15 protein-coding genes are annotated in these 15713 nt (G+C 42.4%); 8 read left to right on the top strand and 7 right to left on the bottom strand.

The features are described 5' to 3' along the window. Positions 1–203 precede the first annotated feature (203 nt). Together JFY49_RS10140 and JFY49_RS10135 are read right to left on the bottom strand one after the other, a co-directional pair. A complete protein-coding gene (locus JFY49_RS10140; protein ID WP_200222722.1) occupies positions 204–689 on the bottom strand; it encodes a hypothetical protein in 486 nt (161 codons plus the stop codon). A gap of 83 nt (positions 690–772) precedes the next feature. Continuing rightward, positions 773–2023 (bottom strand): YncE family protein, encoded by a 1251-nt coding sequence (locus JFY49_RS10135; protein WP_200222720.1) that lies wholly within the window; start codon positions 2021–2023, stop codon positions 773–775. A gap of 352 nt (positions 2024–2375) precedes the next feature. On the opposite strand from JFY49_RS10135, the gene JFY49_RS10130 reads away from it, so the two are divergent. The 4 genes from JFY49_RS10130 (at position 2376) to ahpF (ending at position 7072) form a co-directional block, all read left to right on the top strand. Beyond that, positions 2376–3164 (top strand): tellurium resistance protein, encoded by a 789-nt coding sequence (locus JFY49_RS10130; protein ID WP_180176814.1) that lies wholly within the window; start codon positions 2376–2378, stop codon positions 3162–3164. 20 nt (positions 3165–3184) lie between these two features. Further along, positions 3185–4318, top strand: coding sequence for a toxic anion resistance protein (locus tag JFY49_RS10125; protein ID WP_200222718.1), 1134 nt, complete (start codon positions 3185–3187; stop codon positions 4316–4318). Positions 4319–4360: 42 nt separating this feature from the next. After that, positions 4361–5284 (top strand): hypothetical protein, encoded by a 924-nt coding sequence (locus JFY49_RS10120; RefSeq protein WP_200222716.1) that lies wholly within the window; start codon positions 4361–4363, stop codon positions 5282–5284. 222 nt (positions 5285–5506) lie between these two features. Then, a complete protein-coding gene (gene ahpF / locus JFY49_RS10115) occupies positions 5507–7072 on the top strand; it encodes an alkyl hydroperoxide reductase subunit F (protein ID WP_200222715.1) in 1566 nt (521 codons plus the stop codon). 232 nt (positions 7073–7304) lie between these two features. On the opposite strand, the gene JFY49_RS10110 is transcribed toward ahpF, so the two are convergent. The 3 genes from JFY49_RS10110 to JFY49_RS10100 form a co-directional block, all read right to left on the bottom strand. Beyond that, on the bottom strand, positions 7305–7559 hold the full coding sequence (locus JFY49_RS10110; protein WP_092818526.1) for a YfhL family 4Fe-4S dicluster ferredoxin: 255 nt from the start codon (positions 7557–7559) through the stop codon (positions 7305–7307). 14 nt (positions 7560–7573) lie between these two features. Continuing rightward, positions 7574–8974 carry a tRNA 5-hydroxyuridine modification protein YegQ gene (gene yegQ, locus JFY49_RS10105; RefSeq protein WP_180043889.1) on the bottom strand — a complete coding sequence of 467 codons (1401 nt, stop codon included), beginning with the start codon at positions 8972–8974 and terminating at the stop codon, positions 7574–7576. 71 nt (positions 8975–9045) lie between these two features. Beyond that, a complete protein-coding gene (locus JFY49_RS10100) occupies positions 9046–9474 on the bottom strand; it encodes a Cd(II)/Pb(II)-responsive transcriptional regulator (protein ID WP_180043891.1) in 429 nt (142 codons plus the stop codon). An 82-nt stretch (positions 9475–9556) separates the two neighbouring features. On the opposite strand from JFY49_RS10100, the gene JFY49_RS10095 reads away from it, so the two are divergent. Beyond that, complete coding sequence (locus tag JFY49_RS10095) at positions 9557–10192, top strand: cation transporter (protein ID WP_200222714.1); 636 nt, start codon at positions 9557–9559, stop codon at positions 10190–10192. 60 nt (positions 10193–10252) lie between these two features. Here the strand turns inward: JFY49_RS10095 and JFY49_RS10090 are convergent, their stop codons facing one another. Next, complete coding sequence (locus JFY49_RS10090) at positions 10253–11032, bottom strand: ferredoxin--NADP reductase (RefSeq protein ID WP_005236496.1); 780 nt, start codon at positions 11030–11032, stop codon at positions 10253–10255. A gap of 105 nt (positions 11033–11137) precedes the next feature. Here JFY49_RS10090 and tsaA point away from each other — a divergent pair, with 105 nt between their 5' ends. Then, positions 11138–11860, top strand: coding sequence for a tRNA (N6-threonylcarbamoyladenosine(37)-N6)-methyltransferase TrmO (gene tsaA / locus JFY49_RS10085; protein WP_180043895.1), 723 nt, complete (start codon positions 11138–11140; stop codon positions 11858–11860). Here tsaA and JFY49_RS10080 read toward each other — a convergent pair. Beyond that, entirely contained in the window at positions 11857–13107 is a 1251-nt protein-coding gene (locus JFY49_RS10080) for an MgtC/SapB family protein (protein ID WP_200224854.1), read from the bottom strand. The two genes, tsaA and JFY49_RS10080, sit on opposite strands and share 4 nt — an antisense overlap. Before the next feature lie 258 nt (positions 13108–13365). Between JFY49_RS10080 and JFY49_RS10075 the strand changes: the two genes are divergently transcribed. Then, positions 13366–15123, top strand: coding sequence for a GspE/PulE family protein (locus JFY49_RS10075; protein ID WP_200222713.1), 1758 nt, complete (start codon positions 13366–13368; stop codon positions 15121–15123). Between the two features lie 98 nt (positions 15124–15221). After that, the gene (locus tag JFY49_RS10070; protein ID WP_180043899.1) at positions 15222–15584 is read left to right on the top strand and encodes a NirD/YgiW/YdeI family stress tolerance protein; all 363 of its coding nucleotides are present in this window, start codon (positions 15222–15224) and stop codon (positions 15582–15584) included. Positions 15585–15713 lie beyond the last annotated feature (129 nt).

Genomic DNA, 15713 nt, shown 5'->3' with positions numbered 1-15713 from the left:
TTGAGAGGATTGACACCTGAGCTGCAAAAATGATTGGACGAGCACACTATTTATTAATATTGGGTGAAATAGATAAGGCAATATATTTTAATGTTTCAGACTATATTAAATTTTTCCATACCTGATAAATCGTCTTTATTTTTTCCCTTCATAGGAAGAAATAAAAGGTGCTGATGAAAGAAGTTCATTAATGTTATTTATCATCACGACTGTACTTTTTGTATAGCACTACGCTTAAGCTGTTCTAACTCTATAATATTTTGGTCAATCTGACGTTCCATTTCCGGTAAAATCTGCCTTAAAAACTGGCAATATGAAATAGCTTCATTCGCAGCAACCGTGCCTGTTCTGACCAGCTGTTTTTGCTGTTCCAACATTTGGCTCACCTGACGTAAATCGGGCTGCTGTCCATGACTCAAAGCGTCGCTCATTGCTGAAAAATTTTTATATAGCCGGTCACGTTGTTGAAGTAATGCTGCCTGATTGGATACCGCCACTGGATTGGCTTGAGTTGGTGCGCTAACGACTGCTTTTTTTTCTAAAGTAGTTTCAGTTGGGATTGGTTTTTTTTTCGGTTTTGCTGTATTGGGGAGATTTTGGGGGAGCGGTTTAAATAGATAAACCACAATGATGAGTAACAAGGTCACAATAAAGCCGATAATAAGACTAAGTCGTATGCTGCGATCCATGCCAGAAATCCTGCTCTTGCATTTAAATTAAAAGCAGACCTAATCTTAAGATCAGGTCTGTACGATTTATAACAAATAAACAGTTAAGGTGTTGACCAGCCCGCAGGTGCATAACTGATTCGAACCCGTTGTGGATGGTTTCCGACAGGAACACTCAGCACTTTTTCGCCCGTTGCAAAATCAATCACGGTAACCACATCATTGGTGCTCTCCGAAATCACACAACTTTTTCCGTCCGAACTTTGTGTCGCCCAGTAGGGTTTGCCTACAGCTATCAGCTTGCCAGCTTTCAATGTTGAACGGTCGACAATGGTTGCATAGTCATCCATAGTGCCTGCCACACATAATTTCTCACCATCGGCACTAATTGATAATCCATGATGACGCGAGTCATTTACATATTTTGTCCGGTCAGAGGGAATAGTCGAGCTGCCCGGTAATTGGCCAATGCGAGTGATTTTATCCTGATTCAGGTCATACTCGATCAAGCCATTAAAAAATGAAACTTGCGCATAAATTTTAGATTCATCCTTGCTAAACACGACTGGACGCACAGCATTGGATAAATCTTTACGGCCAACTGCATCCAGCGCCGGACGGAAATCAATCGTTTTGATTACTTTATACGTGTTGGCATCAGCAATAGTGAGCAACCGTTTACCCTTGGTAAAATCTTGCCATGCAGCATCCATCGAGGTTTCCACATTACCAATGGCTGAGTTTAGAATCTTTGTGCCACCGTTAAAGAAAATATTTTCATGTGGTTTGTCGCCAGTTGCAAAGCGTCCCAATTCTTTACCGGTATTGATATCCAGCACCTGAACCACATTGCCTGAAGATGCCGATACCGCTAAGCGCTGACCATCAGGAGAAACTGCCATATGATCGGCACGGAAGCCTTCTATAGGAGTACGCCAGTTGATTTTACCCGTCGCAATATTAATCGACACCACATCGGCAAAACTTGGGCGTGATGCCACCACAGATTTGCCATCTGGTGTGGAATACATATCATCCACCAGCTGATCATGACCTTCTCCAGCAGTGGACTGAATGTAAGTATAGGCAATCAGTTTAATTGGATTGAGGTGGATTTCCGTCAAACGCTCTTTGCGATCAGGAACCATGTTGATTACACCGATTTTACTAAAATTACCCGATGGACGAATGACGGTTACCGTTCCATCCCAGTTATTGCCCACAAAAAATACCTGTTGGCTATTCGCCGGGGCAGGCATTGAAGATGTCGTGGCATGGCTATTCAGGGATGTGAATGCGATTGATGCAAATAACGCATTTACACTCCATTTGAGGAAAAGATTTTTGTTTTTCATCTCATTATTCTCCGATTCAGATCCATGAAATCGATTTTTTATTTGAATTTTCATTGCCGCTGAATACTCCTGTATTCGCTGAAGCATAGAATAAAGAATTCAACTATCAAATCTTGGATAATCCGATAAAAACACGCGCTAAAAATGACCTGAAAGTGTCTTTTATTTTATAAACATTTGAATAATAAATTTATTATGAGTACAGAGCAGATTGTTTTTCCGACGGATTGCCAAACCCTATTTTAGCTTTTAGCCACATCTCTGATGGAGGTACGGAAAAATTGCAAAACACTACATGATCTTTTATACAGAAGTCGTACTATAAAAATGATTTTGTTGAGTTTCCAATATTATGTCTCAGATAGATATGCTTGTTGCCTTAGCCGACATTGAAGTGAATCGGGCTGAACTGCTGTCTATTCAGCAGAATGATTTGGTCCCTTTGCTGCAGGATCAATATCGTCTGAATCATTATGCCGATTCAGTCATTCAGGCTCAGTCGGTGCTATTAAACGGGGTTGATCCACATCTGACCCAGCAATTAAGTAGCACCATAGAACAGCTGATTCAGGCATTGGCCGATTCAAAAAAATATCTGACCCGCCGCAAGTTTAATGTCTTGCAAAAGTGGTTGGGGATTGATCTGGAATATGGTTCCGGGCAGGTCGAGTATTATAAAAACCTGGACCAATTGCTTCATCGGGCCAATCAATTAAGTCAAAAATTGCAGATTGAAATACAAAAGTCTCAGGCACGTTTTCAGCAGTTACTCGGGCATCGTGAGCAAATGGCAAAATACATTCGGGCAGCGCAAGAGTTTTTGCTGGAATATCCAAATTTCGTCAAGAATGTACATCCTCTGGATAACTTTTCTGAAAGGTTATCGAAAAAAATCAATTCATTACAAACTTTACAAGCTAGTAATGATATTGCAATTACACAGATGCAATTATCGCAGCAGCTTTCTTTTACTTTGCTGGACCGTTTTAAAGAAGCGCAGCAAGTACTGATTCCTGCCTGGCAATATCATGTTAAACAAAGTCACCAGAACAGTTCGGGCATTGAACTGGACAAGCTGGAGCATAGCAGAGAGAAATTAATTCATATTTTAAGAAAATCACTCGAGAAACCCATACATTGAACATACTATTCAGGTGAAGCATGACCGATTTTGAATCTAAAGATTTACCCGCTGAAGTCACTCAAGATCTTGTTCAGCAAAAGTTCCAGCAACTGAATTTACAGGAAATTGGTTTGCAGGATTCAGATTTTAATGAAGTGATGAATGCACATCAGGAACTGGCTGAAATGAGCCATAATGCAGTTGCGGAATATGGGAAAAATATTGCAACAAAAACGTCGGGTTATACCGATGAACTGCTGAATCTGGTACAAAATAAAGACCTGGACACGACCGGTCAAAAGTTAAATCAGGTGGTGCAGGTTGCCCAGCAGTTGAATAGCAGCAGTATTTTGAACAAGAAACAAAGTACGGGTTTTTTAGGTGGCCTGATCAGTAAAATGAAAGGTGCCAAGCAAAGTTTTGATCAGCATTTTAATAGCACCCAAGAACAGATTGATGTGCTGGTCAAGGAAATTGAAACGTCCCAATCGGGCTTGAAAACCCGAGTGGACACTTTGGATAAAATGTTTCAGGGGGTGCAGGAGGAATACCGACAGCTGGGTATCTATATTGCAGCGGGGAAATTAAAAGAGCAGGAAATTCAACAGCAAATTGCACATTTAGCGGCCCAAGCCCAAGATCAGCCTACGGTGCAAAAGATCTATGACCTGAATCATCTGGTCAATAATCTGGAAAAACGGGTCAGTGATTTACAGATTTTGCAGCAGTCTGCCATGCAAACCTTGCCGATGATCCGGATTATCCAGTCCAATAACCTGATGCTGGTCGATAAGTTTTATGCCATTAAAAACATTACTTTACCGGCCTGGAAAAACCAGATCAGCTTGGCTATTTCCCTGCATGAACAGAAAAACAGTGTCCAGCTGGCGAATAGTATAGATGATGCCACCAATGACCTGTTACGCCGTAATGCCGACTTGCTGCATCAAAATTCGGTGGCTACGGCCAAAGCCAACCAGCGTTCAGTGATTGATATCGAAACGCTTGAACATGTGCAGAATACCCTCATTAAAACAGTGAATGACGTGATTCAGGTACAAAAAGAGGGGATGCAGAAACGTGCTGAAGCGACAACGTGTTTACGTGCCTTGCAGGAAAATCTGAATCATCTGGTGATAGAATCGAGTAACAGTGGAATGAATAAATCTTAACTATTCGTTTAAGTTCATTGCCAGCACTTTAGGAGAAAGCGTTTGCCTCCCTTGGATGAATATGCTGTGAATTCGCAACAGATCGAAAATGGTGTGGTGATGCTAAAGAAGCGTCAACGCAATGTGATGTTATGGGCGATCACCAGCAGCACCATTTTCCTTGCTTCAGTGGTGGCTTTTTTTCTACAGCATGATTTTGTCTATAGTTTTTTCGGTATTACGACGGAACTGAAACAATTGCATATACCGCTCAGTGTAGATGCAAACCTTACTGAACTTGGCCAGCATCGGGATTATTTTAGTAACCTGTTGTCATGGTTTGGCTGGCTGATTCTAAAGCTGTTCGTTTCTTTTATGGGCGCATTTTTTGTCATTCATTTTTTGAAAAAAATCCGTTTCTTCTATGTCCGTTTTCAGTCTTTTATTTTGAAGTTTGTCGGCTGGTTGATTGCTTTTATTGTGCTGTGGTCAGGTCTGACCTATCGGCAATATGATTTAAATAATAAAGAGAATGATGCTTATAGGGAAGCGATTAACTATGATAAAAATATTCAGCAAAGCGAGCTGGCACAATATTTACAGCGTAGTGAAGTCGATGAGCCAGTCAAAGCTTATCTGCTGGCTCAGACAGCATTACTACATCAACCAGTGGATAAGGATGCGGCTATTCCACAAGTTTTAGCTCTGGTTAAAGCGGAAAAAACAGATCCTGATTTTTTTGAATATGGTTTTAAGCCTGAACAGCTCTGGACCATGCAGTATCAGCTTTATGGGCAAAGTCTAACGCCAATGGCAAAAATTGTTTCCAGACAGGTGACTCAGGCAGAGCAGATGAGTTCAGTGGTGCAAATTTTGATTATTGCTGCTTCCATACTGTTCGGAATGTTAAGTGCAATTCTACTGCTGCTGTCGCAGTATTTAAAAAGGCGGATCTTCAGAGTTGAGCAGCGTATGCAGCTTAAATGATGCATTTCAAAAGCCCTGGAATGGGCTTTTATTATTTTTGATGCCTTCTTTTAGTGAGATGATTCAGGCAATGCTGAAGAGCAGGATAGACCAAAACAGGGTAAAACTTATTTAATTTAATATTTCGATTATAATCATAAAAACAAACTGTTTTACCTATTTAAATATTTATTCTACTATAGCTTTATTAAATCAGCATTTACTCCCTTGGAGACGTTAGCCATGTTAGACCAAAATACTTCAGCACAACTTAAAACACTCTTGGAACGTCTGGAAGGCCCGATTGAACTGGTCGCGACTTTGGATGCTTCAGATAAGTCTGACAAGATTAAAGAACTGGTGACTGAAGTTGCAGCCTTATCTGATTTAGTCACTGCACGCTTCGACGGTACAAATAAACGTGCCCCAAGCTTTGGGGTGGCAAAACAAGGTGAAGAACCGCGTGTCTTCTTTGCCGGCTTGCCGATGGGACATGAATTTACCACCCTGATTCTGGCCTTGTTACAAGTGTCAGGTTATGCCCCAAAAGTGTCAGATGAAGTCCTGGCACAGATCAAGGGTTTAAATTTAACAGCTGATTTTGAAGTGTTTGTCTCGCTCAGCTGCCATAACTGTCCGGACGTGGTACAGGCTCTAAACCTTATCGCGATCTATAACCCAGGCACCACGGCCACCATGATTGACGGTGCTTTCTTCCAGGATGAAGTGGAACAGCGCAAGATCATGGCGGTACCAATGGTGTTCCAGGACAACGCCCACATCGGTCAGGGCCGTATGACCCTGGAAGAGATCATTGCCAAACTGGACAGCAATTCTGCAGCCAAAGACGCCGCCAAGTTAAATGCCAAAGACGCGTTTGATGTACTGGTGATTGGTGGCGGCCCTGCCGGCAACACCGCAGCGATTTATGCGGCGCGTAAAGGCATTAAAACCGGAATCGTGGCGGAGCGCATGGGCGGTCAGGTCATGGATACCATGGACATTGAAAACTTCACTTCCGTACAGAAAACCCAGGGTCCGAAATTTGCCGCCGAAATGGAAGCGCATGTACGTGAGTATGGTGTGGACATCATGAACCTGCAACGTGTTGCTAACATTAAAGGTGCAGATGAAACGGCGAATGGCCTAGTTGAAGTCACTTTGGAAAATGGCGCGAAGTTAGAATCGAAAACCATCATTCTATCGACTGGTGCACGCTGGAGAGAGATGAACGTTCCGGGTGAGCAGGAATACAAAACCCGTGGTGTAGCATACTGTCCGCACTGTGATGGCCCACTGTTTAAAGGCAAACGCGTTGCGGTGATTGGTGGCGGTAACTCGGGTGTGGAAGCTGCGATTGACCTGGCCGGGATTGTCGAGCATGTAACTTTGGTGGAGTTCGATACCAAACTGCGTGCCGATCAGGTGCTTCAAGACAAGCTCAACAGCTTGCCAAATACCACCGTGATCAAGAATGCGCTGTCGACTGAAGTAGTCGGTGATGGTTCACAGGTCACTGCACTGAAATACAAGGACCGTGCAACGGATGAAGAACATACGATTGAACTGGCGGGAATTTTTGTACAGATCGGTTTGTTGCCAAACACGGACTTCCTGAAAGAAACAGCTGTTGAACTGACCAATCGTGGCGAGATCGTGATTAACGAGCGCAATGAAACCAATGTCAAGGGTGTGTTTGCTGCCGGTGACTGTACTACCGTGCCGTACAAGCAAATCATCATTGCTACAGGTGAAGGTGCCAAGGCATCGCTATCTGCCTTTGATTACATTATCCGTTCGGGACAGTAATTAAAAAAGCCAAAGTGGCTATGTAAACATAGACACTTTGGCTTTAGTTCCCCAAGTTTTTGTTTTACCCTGTTTATAGGAACTCAGCATGCTAACTCTGGGTTCCTTTTTTTATTATGACCATTTCCATGGTTATTCTGTTCTTCTGCATTTTTTGTTTTGCTTTTTTATTGTTCTTTCCCCAAGCTTTTTAAATTTAATTAAGCAAGTTATATGCCATTTTCAAATATTTTTAAGATTTGAATAAATTCAAGCTCTTAAACTTCTGAATCAACTGTTCTTGCGTTTCCACATGTTCAGGATGCGGAATAATGCACTCAATTGGACACACGGCTATACAGGTTTGGTGCTCATAAAAGCCGACACATTCTGTACAGCGCTTCACATCAATTTCATACACCTTGTCACCCTCATAAATGGCCTCATTCGGACATTCAGGCAAACACATATCGCAGTTGATACATTTATCGGTAATCAGTAAAGCCATCCTGATCTCTCAAACTAGATGGCTTGATAAGCCAAAGAAGATGCTGAAATATCTGCTGTTGAATTCGGTAAGTTGCGAATCAACAGGGCATAGTTCATATCTACATCCGCAGGAACAGGAATATCCACGACATGGCCTGAACCTTTGGCATCTTCAATCAGGTTACCTTTTTTATCTTTCATTTCTGTTAAAGTAAAAGTGATATTGCCTGAAGTGGTCATCAGCTCAAGCGAGTCACCCACCACAAAACGGTTTTTTACTTCAATCTTGATATAGTCACCGTTACGCTCTAATACTTCACCAACAAATTGCTGATGGTCAAAACGCGATGAACCGGTTTCATAATTTTGATATTCAGTATGTACATGACGACGCAGGAAACCTTCGGTATAACCACGATTCGCCAGGCCTTCCAGCTGAGTCATCAGGGATGGATCAAACGGTTTACCCTCTAGCGCATCATCAATCGCTTTACGGTAGATCTGTGCAGTACGCGCGCAGTAGAAATATGATTTGGTACGACCTTCAATTTTTAAGGAATGAATGCCCATTTTGGTTAAACGGTCGACATGCTGTACCGCACGCAAATCTTTAGAGTTCATGAAGTAGGTGCCATGTTCGTCTTCTTCAGCTGCAAACATGTCTTCTTCATTGCGTTGTAATAAAACCGGCTCGCCAAATTGGTGTTGTTCTAGGGCGTGTTGCTCATCGGCATCTTTGTTTTTGCAGCATGATGATGATTCTTCAATTTGTTGAACTGGAATCACATCTCCAGTTTCATCTTCAGCTGCTTCGTGAATTTTATAGTCCCAGCGACAGGCATTGGTGCAGGCGCCTTGATTAGCATCACGTTTATTCATATAGCCAGAAAGTAAGCAACGACCGGAATAAGCCATACATAATGCACCATGCACGAAAACTTCAATTTCCATGTCTGGGACATTATTTTTAATTTCTTCAATTTCTTCGATAGAAAGTTCACGTGACAGAATGACACGAGTCAGACCCATGTTTTTCCAGAATTTGACTGTTGCCCAGTTCACGGCATTGGCTTGTACAGACAGATGTACAGGCATGTCGGGAAAATGTTCACGCACCATCATAATCAGACCCGGGTCAGACATAATCAGTGCATCCGGATTCATGGCAACCACTGGTTCCAGGTCACGAATGAAGTTTTTTAACTTGGAGTTATGCGGTTGAATGTTCACCACCACATAAAACTTTTTACCTAAAGCGTGTGCCTCGGCAATGCCAATGGCCAGATTGTCATGATCAAAAGCATTGTTACGCACACGTAAACTATAACGTGGCTGACCTGCATATACCGCATCGGCACCATAGGCAAAAGCATAGCGCATGTTTTTTAGTGAGCCGGCAGGTGAAAGAAGTTCTGTAACGTGAGTAATGCTCATGACAAAATTAAAGGCATATTAAAAATATGGCTTAATTGTATGGATTTAAAAATTAGATTCAACCCAGTAAATTAGTTGGATATTTCCTTATTTTCGGCTTCGAGTTGTTTTAAAATCTGGCAACTGTCAATGGTTTTGGTGCTACTGCAAGAGGCGCGTAGCTGGATGAGCTGTTGTTGAAATTTTTGTAATTCTATAATTTTATCAGTAACTTGTTCAATATGTTGTTCAATTAGCTGATTCACTGCATGGCAGCTTTGCGAGGGCTGCTGTTCTAGTTCAAGCAAGGCTTCAATCTCGCTGAGTGAAATATCGAGCGTGCGACAGCGTTTAATAAACATCAGTCGTTTGAATGTATTTTCATCATAATAGCGATAATTATTGTCGCCACGAAAGCTGGGTTGGAGCAGATTTTTCTTCTCATAAAAACGGATCGTGTCAGTGCTGAGCTGGGTTTTATTGGCTAATTCTTTAATTAAATAATATTTAGGTGTATTCATGCTTGACCTTGGAGTTACTCCATAGTTTTGAATAACAATAATACAAACAAGGTTTTAAATAAAGTCATAGAGGTGGTGAAAAATGGCATGTACTTGCAGTCATGAACCTGCACCGCAAAAGCCACATAGTAAATTTCGGACTGCTTTGTGGATTGCGCTCATTATTAATATTGTGATGTTTATCGTAGAATTGATTGGAGGAGCATATGCCCATTCATCGGCATTGTGGGCAGATGCACTCGATTTCTTTGGGGATGCGGTGAACTATGGGGTATCACTTGCCGTATTGGGTGCAAGCCTATACTGGCGTGCTACGGTGGCGTTGTTAAAAGGCGCGACCATGACGCTGTTTGGTTTCGTGGTTATGGGTAAAGCTATTTATGCCTATCTACAAGGTATTCCGCCTGAAGCCATGACTATGGGGGCAATTGGTCTGCTTGCTTTAATTGCCAATGTCACTGCGGCAGTGATTTTATATGCCTTTCGTGATGGTGATTCAAATATGCAGTCGGTCTGGCTGTGTAGCCGTAATGATGCCATTGGTAATGTCGCGGTGATTTTGGCTGCCGTCGGTGTGTTTGGTACAGGGAGCATGTGGCCTGATATTGTCGTCGCTTTAATTATGGCAAGTTTAGGTTTAACAGCAGGATATCAAGTCATTCAAAAATCTTTACAAGAGCGCAAAGAGAATAAGCCTTTTGTACATGCATCTGAGTAATTAAAGGAAAAAATCTAAAAAACCGAGCTACTAAGCTCGGTTTTTTAGATTCAAGGAATCTTATTTTTCAACGAATGCACGTTCAATTACGTAGTCGCCTAAAACGCCCATACGTGGAGATTCTTTTAGACCATGCTGGTCAAGAAGAGCCGCTACGTCGTCCAGGAATGCCGGGCTACCGCAAAGCATGGCACGGTCAGTTTCCGGGTTGAAACGTGGCAGACCGATTTTTTCGAACAATTGACCAGATTCAATGGCAGTGGTTACACGACCTTGAGTATGGAACTCTTCACGAGTTACAGTTGGGTAATACACTAATTTTTCTTTAGCACCTAACTCACCAAAGAATTCATGGTTTGGAATTTCGTTGAGAATCAAATCTTGGTAAGCCAATTCTGAGATAAAACGTGTACCGTGAACCACGATGATTTTTTCGAAACGTTCGTAAGTTTCAGGGTCACGAATCACAGACAGGAATGGAGCAAGACCAGTACCAGAAGAAAGAAGGTACAAGTTTTTACCCGGGTTCAAATCGTCCAGAACCAAAGTACCTGTAGGTTTTTTAGAAACCAGAATTTCGTCACCCACTTTTACTTTTTGCAGAATAGAAGTTAAAGGACCATCTGGAACTTTAATAGAGAAAAACTCGAGTTCTTCTTCGTAGTTAGCACTTGCAATTGAATAAGCGCGCATTAAAGGCTTACCATTCACTTCAAGACCGATCATCACAAATTGTCCGTTTTTAAAACGTAATGCAGTATCACGAGTTGTTTTAAAAGAGAATAAAGTGTCATTCCAGTGGTGGACGTGAGTAATCTTTTCGACGTTGAAAGCAGCCATTAAAGGTCTCAATAAGTTATCAAATTAGAACAGCTTACTATTCTAATCTAAAAACATTCTCGATAAACTGAATATATTTAATTGAACTTATCAGAAAAAGTGATTATGACTGAGCTTAAAATGCCAATAATTGGGTATATGAGATCGCCCTATAAAGAAAAATTTGGCATTCCACGCCAACCCAATCTGGTACAGGTTGAATCCTATATTGAGATGGTTGAACCTTATAATGATTTACTGGCTTTTGAAGGAATCGAGGAATTTAGTCATCTCTGGCTGTTGTGGCAGTTTCATGAAAATAAAAATAAGCAGGAAAGTCAAAAGTTTAGACCACAAGTTCGTCCGCCGCGTCTGGGGGGGAATACAAAAATCGGGGTATTTGCAACACGCAGTATGTACCGTCCATCACCGATAGGTCTATCCGTTGTCCAGCTGAAGACAGTGAAAAAAGTTGGCAAGTCTGTACGTGTGTATGTGACAGGGAGCGATCTTCTGGATGGCACGCCGATTGTCGATATTAAACCTTATATCCAATATTCAGATGCTGTCGTTACGGCGCAAAGTGGTTATGCACAGGATGAACCTGAACGAAATTCTGTGATCTGGACAGAAAATGCCGAACGGCAAAAGCAGACTTTGCTCAAGCAAAAGACACTGACAGCGCAAATTGTAAACGAACTGGAACAGGTTTTATCGCTCGATCCAAGGCCGGCTTATCAAAATGATGCGGAGCGGATTTATAAAATGAAGTTTTCCGATTTTGATATCAGTTTCAGGGTGGACTTGGATGGCATTACAGTCATAGAAATTGTTGAACTTTCAGCTTAATGTTGTACCAGCCACCAAAGTACACCGATCAAAAAAGCCATATGCAGAATTTGTACCGGTGCAAAATAAAGTGCAAATTTTAATCCTCCGCTTATGGTTGCATTAATGCATTTAGAAACGGCATGAGCACCCAGACCTAACATCATTGCATAGAGCAAGCTGGCATTTGTCGGTTCACCCTGAATCACTACAGCGGCTGCAGCGGCATGAATTTCAAACAGTGAAGCCAGTAGTGTACCTGCAATTAATCCGGAATCACCCAGTAAGAGTTCTAGGCCATGTACACCCGCCTGAATGACCGTTAATGTCCCTGCAATAATGGCTGCTTCTTTTAGACTGAACATGGCACTATCTACAGGTTCTGTTTCTTCGACAGGCCCTGCTTTACGTAAAAGCCAGTAAGCACACAGTGCTAAAATGCTGATGGCAATGAGCGAGGGAAATATCAGCAGCTTTAGCCAGATTAAGGAGACTCCTCCTACCACAATCAATAAAAGTACCAAAGTGGATATACATGACATCAGTGCTGCACCTGCATTGGATCTGGCATCGGCTTCTTCATTGCGTACTTGTATGCCTAAATGTGCAATCATTGCTGTACTGGAAACAAATCCGGAAGCAATTGCAGAAAGTATGAGAGCTTTCTTACTTGAAAGTAAACGTTTGGCAATGTGTGCCAATGCTTGCACGACAAGAATCAGGGTGAGCAGTTTTAAAATAATATGCGGATTAAGCACGTTGCCCCATAAAGGCGTATCAGGGGTCAGCGGTAAAGCGATTAAGATTAGGGCCAGTAAAAATACACCATCTTTAAGTTCTGCCCCGGTAATCCATTTTCCAGCAATCCCATGCATGGACTGTTTCATCATTAAAATGAAGGTCAGTATCACAGAGAGACTGGCAGCTAGCGTAATATTCCACACACACAGCGCACCAATGAAATAAGTCATGACAAAAGCCAGTTCGGTGGTAACCCCGGGATCTTGCAGCTGATTTTTAAGGGAGAAAATACCGATACCACCAACAATCAGTGCACCAATCACGCCAAAGATATCGCCAAAAGCAAAACACAAGGCTCCCAGTAGAGCACAGATTGCGAATGAGCGAACCCCGGCAAAGCTATGCTGATTTTCACGTTGCTTGCTACGTTCACGTTCCAGACCAATCAGCAAGCCACAGCCCAATGCTGCTGCCATAATCATCAGCAAGGCTTGAAATGATGTACTTTGAAGGGGCAGATTCAGCATATTATTCACAGGAAAAATCCAATTATCGGGTTATGCATATTCAGCTGCTGAATTAAACAGCATATTCGGCATTATTGGCTATAAATGTCCGAAAGTAAAAGCATAATGCTGATGAAAAACAGCTATAGTTTATTTTGCAGTAAACGGTTATATAAATCAGTTTAGAAAAAGATATGGGGATATCTTTTTCTAACAACGGACTGAAGCGAGATGATCTTTAGTTTGTTATAGTGTGTGAATGTTTTGGGGCATATAATAATGAAGTTTAATTTTGAAATGGATAAATCTTGGTGTCTGGAACAACTACAAAAAGACGGACGTATTACCGAACGTAACAAGCTACTGATCCAAACCACACACCGTCAACGTGAGCAACTGAAATGGCATCCCTTGCAGTGGATCGCACATTTTAATCTGGTCGATCAGGCGCATCCACAATCGACCTTAACCTTAAACCGCTTGTGCCAGTGGATTGCAGACAAAGCCAATATTCCTTTTTATATTATTGATCCCTTGAAGGCCGATGTTGGTGCTTTGACCAATATCATGTCGCAAGAATTTGCTGTGCGTAATAAAATTCTGGCCGTTGAAATTCAGCCGGATAAAGTCCTGATTGCCACCGATCAACCGTTTAAAACGGAGTGGGTGGCCAATCTTGAACATAGTATTGCCCCGAAAAAAATTCAGCGTGTACTGCTCAGTCCGGATCAGTTGCAGCGCTATCTGGTGGAATATTATCAGGTGAGCCGGGCGGTTAATTCATCGCAAAAAAACAGTGCTTATGACCGTGATAACAAAGGCGTAGAAGCACTATTGCAACTGGGCGATACGCAAAACCCGGATGCCAATGACCAACATATTGTCAAGCTGGTGGATTGGGTGTTGCAGTTTGCCTTTGAACAGGGTGCCAGTGATATTCATCTGGAACCCCGTAAAGATACCGGCAAGGTGCGTTTCCGTATTGATGGGGTATTACATACCATTTATAAAATGCCGGCCAATACCCTGACCGCCGTGATTTCGCGCATTAAAATTTTAGGCCGCATGAATGTGGCGGAAAAACGCAAACCGCAAGATGGCCGTTTAAAAACCCGTACGCCTAAAGGACAGGAAACTGAGTTACGTCTATCCACCTTGCCGACCGCTTTTGGCGAAAAAATGGTGATGCGTATTTTTGACCCGGAAGTGTTGGTACGCAGTTTTCAGCAGCTCGGTTTTGAAGGCGGGTTACTGAATGATTGGCAGGCTTTAACTGCACACAGTCATGGCATTATTTTAGTCACGGGTCCGACCGGTTCAGGCAAAACCACCACGCTGTATTCTTCACTCAAACAGCTCGCAACTGAAGAAGTCAATGTCTGTACCATTGAAGATCCGATCGAGATGCTGGAACCGAGCTTTAACCAGATGCAGGTGAATCAGGGGATTGATTTAGGTTTTGCCGACGGTGTGCGTGCGCTGATGCGTCAAGACCCGGATATCATTATGGTCGGCGAGATTCGTGATCAGGATACCGCCAATATGGCGATTCAGGCCGCATTAACCGGTCACCTGGTGTTATCCACCTTGCATACCAATGATGCACCATCCAGTCTGACCCGACTGCATGATTTAGGGGTACAGCCCTTTTTAACTTCAGCCACGATTTTAGGTGTACTGGCACAGCGTCTGGTACGTAAACTTTGCCCGCATTGCAAACAGGAAACCTTTATTAATGAACAGGAATGGAAGCATTTAACCTTTGATTATGCACTGGAAATGCCAAACTTCGTATTTCAGGCGGTGGGTTGTGAAGAATGTCGCCATACCGGCTATAAAGGACGTGTCGGCATTTATGAGTTTATGCCTTTAAGCCTTGCGACCAAACAGCTGATTGGTGCAGATGCGACTTTAAACCAGCTCCGTGATCAGGCTAAGAAAGAGGGGATTGAGCCGCTACGTATCGCGGGGGCGCGTAAAGTACTGGCAGGAATGACCACTTTGGAAGAGGTGTTACGCGTTGTTCCACTGAATTGAAATACTGTTTGAAAATGAAGCTATCTTAAGATTCACCTCATCTTGATTTGTTTTAATCATGCTATCGAAATGAGCAACAACTTAATGAGGGTTTGAGCATGAACATGATTTCTAAAGCAGCTTTAATGACCGCTTTGGTCGGTGCAACAACATTCGCCGTGGCAAATACTACCGTAAATCAAGCTGCAATTGCACCACAAAAAGCCACTACGGTTAAACAGGCTTTAACTTTAAAAGATGACAGCAAGGTACAGCTTAAAGGCTATGTGGTAAAAGCAGTCGGGGATGAAAAATACCAGTTTCGTGATAATACCGGCACTATGACCGTCGAGATTGACGATGAGTTATGGCAAGGTAAATCCGTAAATGCCAAAACGCCAGTGACCATCATCGGTGAAGTCGACATCGATTACAAACCGGCTAAACGCATTGAAATTGATGTGGATGCCATCCGTTTTTAAGTGATGCCATGATAGATCAAGATGTAAGAGATTCTTCCTGATTTCTCCCCAAAACCACATGCATGTCATGTGGTTTTTTTGCAATCATGTGGTTTAAAAAACTGTTATCTTAAACAAAAACATATCCAG

Source organism: Acinetobacter sp. CS-2 (genome assembly GCF_016599715.1).
Classification (GTDB): domain Bacteria; phylum Pseudomonadota; class Gammaproteobacteria; order Pseudomonadales; family Moraxellaceae; genus Acinetobacter.
The sequence above is the reverse complement of the archived record's forward strand: the minus strand, read 5'-3'. Positions and strand labels throughout refer to the sequence as shown.

Excerpts from the sequence above, each read along its gene's own strand:
- JFY49_RS10095 (WP_200222714.1), top strand. The coding sequence starts at position 9,557 with ATGGCATGTACTTGCAGTCATGAACCTGCACCGCAAAAGCCACATAGT.
- JFY49_RS10080 (WP_200224854.1), bottom strand. The coding sequence starts at position 13,107 with ATGCTGAATCTGCCCCTTCAAAGTACATCATTTCAAGCCTTGCTGATG.
- JFY49_RS10090 (WP_005236496.1), bottom strand. The coding sequence starts at position 11,032 with ATGGCTGCTTTCAACGTCGAAAAGATTACTCACGTCCACCACTGGAAT.
- ahpF (WP_200222715.1), top strand. The coding sequence starts at position 5,507 with ATGTTAGACCAAAATACTTCAGCACAACTTAAAACACTCTTGGAACGT.
- JFY49_RS10110 (WP_092818526.1), bottom strand. The coding sequence starts at position 7,559 with ATGGCTTTACTGATTACCGATAAATGTATCAACTGCGATATGTGTTTG.
- yegQ (WP_180043889.1), bottom strand. The coding sequence starts at position 8,974 with ATGAGCATTACTCACGTTACAGAACTTCTTTCACCTGCCGGCTCACTA.
- JFY49_RS10135 (WP_200222720.1), bottom strand. The coding sequence starts at position 2,023 with ATGAAAAACAAAAATCTTTTCCTCAAATGGAGTGTAAATGCGTTATTT.
- JFY49_RS10125 (WP_200222718.1), top strand. The coding sequence starts at position 3,185 with ATGACCGATTTTGAATCTAAAGATTTACCCGCTGAAGTCACTCAAGAT.
- JFY49_RS10140 (WP_200222722.1), bottom strand. The coding sequence starts at position 689 with ATGGATCGCAGCATACGACTTAGTCTTATTATCGGCTTTATTGTGACC.
- JFY49_RS10130 (WP_180176814.1), top strand. The coding sequence starts at position 2,376 with ATGTCTCAGATAGATATGCTTGTTGCCTTAGCCGACATTGAAGTGAAT.
- JFY49_RS10070 (WP_180043899.1), top strand. The coding sequence starts at position 15,222 with ATGAACATGATTTCTAAAGCAGCTTTAATGACCGCTTTGGTCGGTGCA.
- tsaA (WP_180043895.1), top strand. The coding sequence starts at position 11,138 with ATGACTGAGCTTAAAATGCCAATAATTGGGTATATGAGATCGCCCTAT.
- JFY49_RS10075 (WP_200222713.1), top strand. The coding sequence starts at position 13,366 with ATGAAGTTTAATTTTGAAATGGATAAATCTTGGTGTCTGGAACAACTA.
- JFY49_RS10100 (WP_180043891.1), bottom strand. The coding sequence starts at position 9,474 with ATGAATACACCTAAATATTATTTAATTAAAGAATTAGCCAATAAAACC.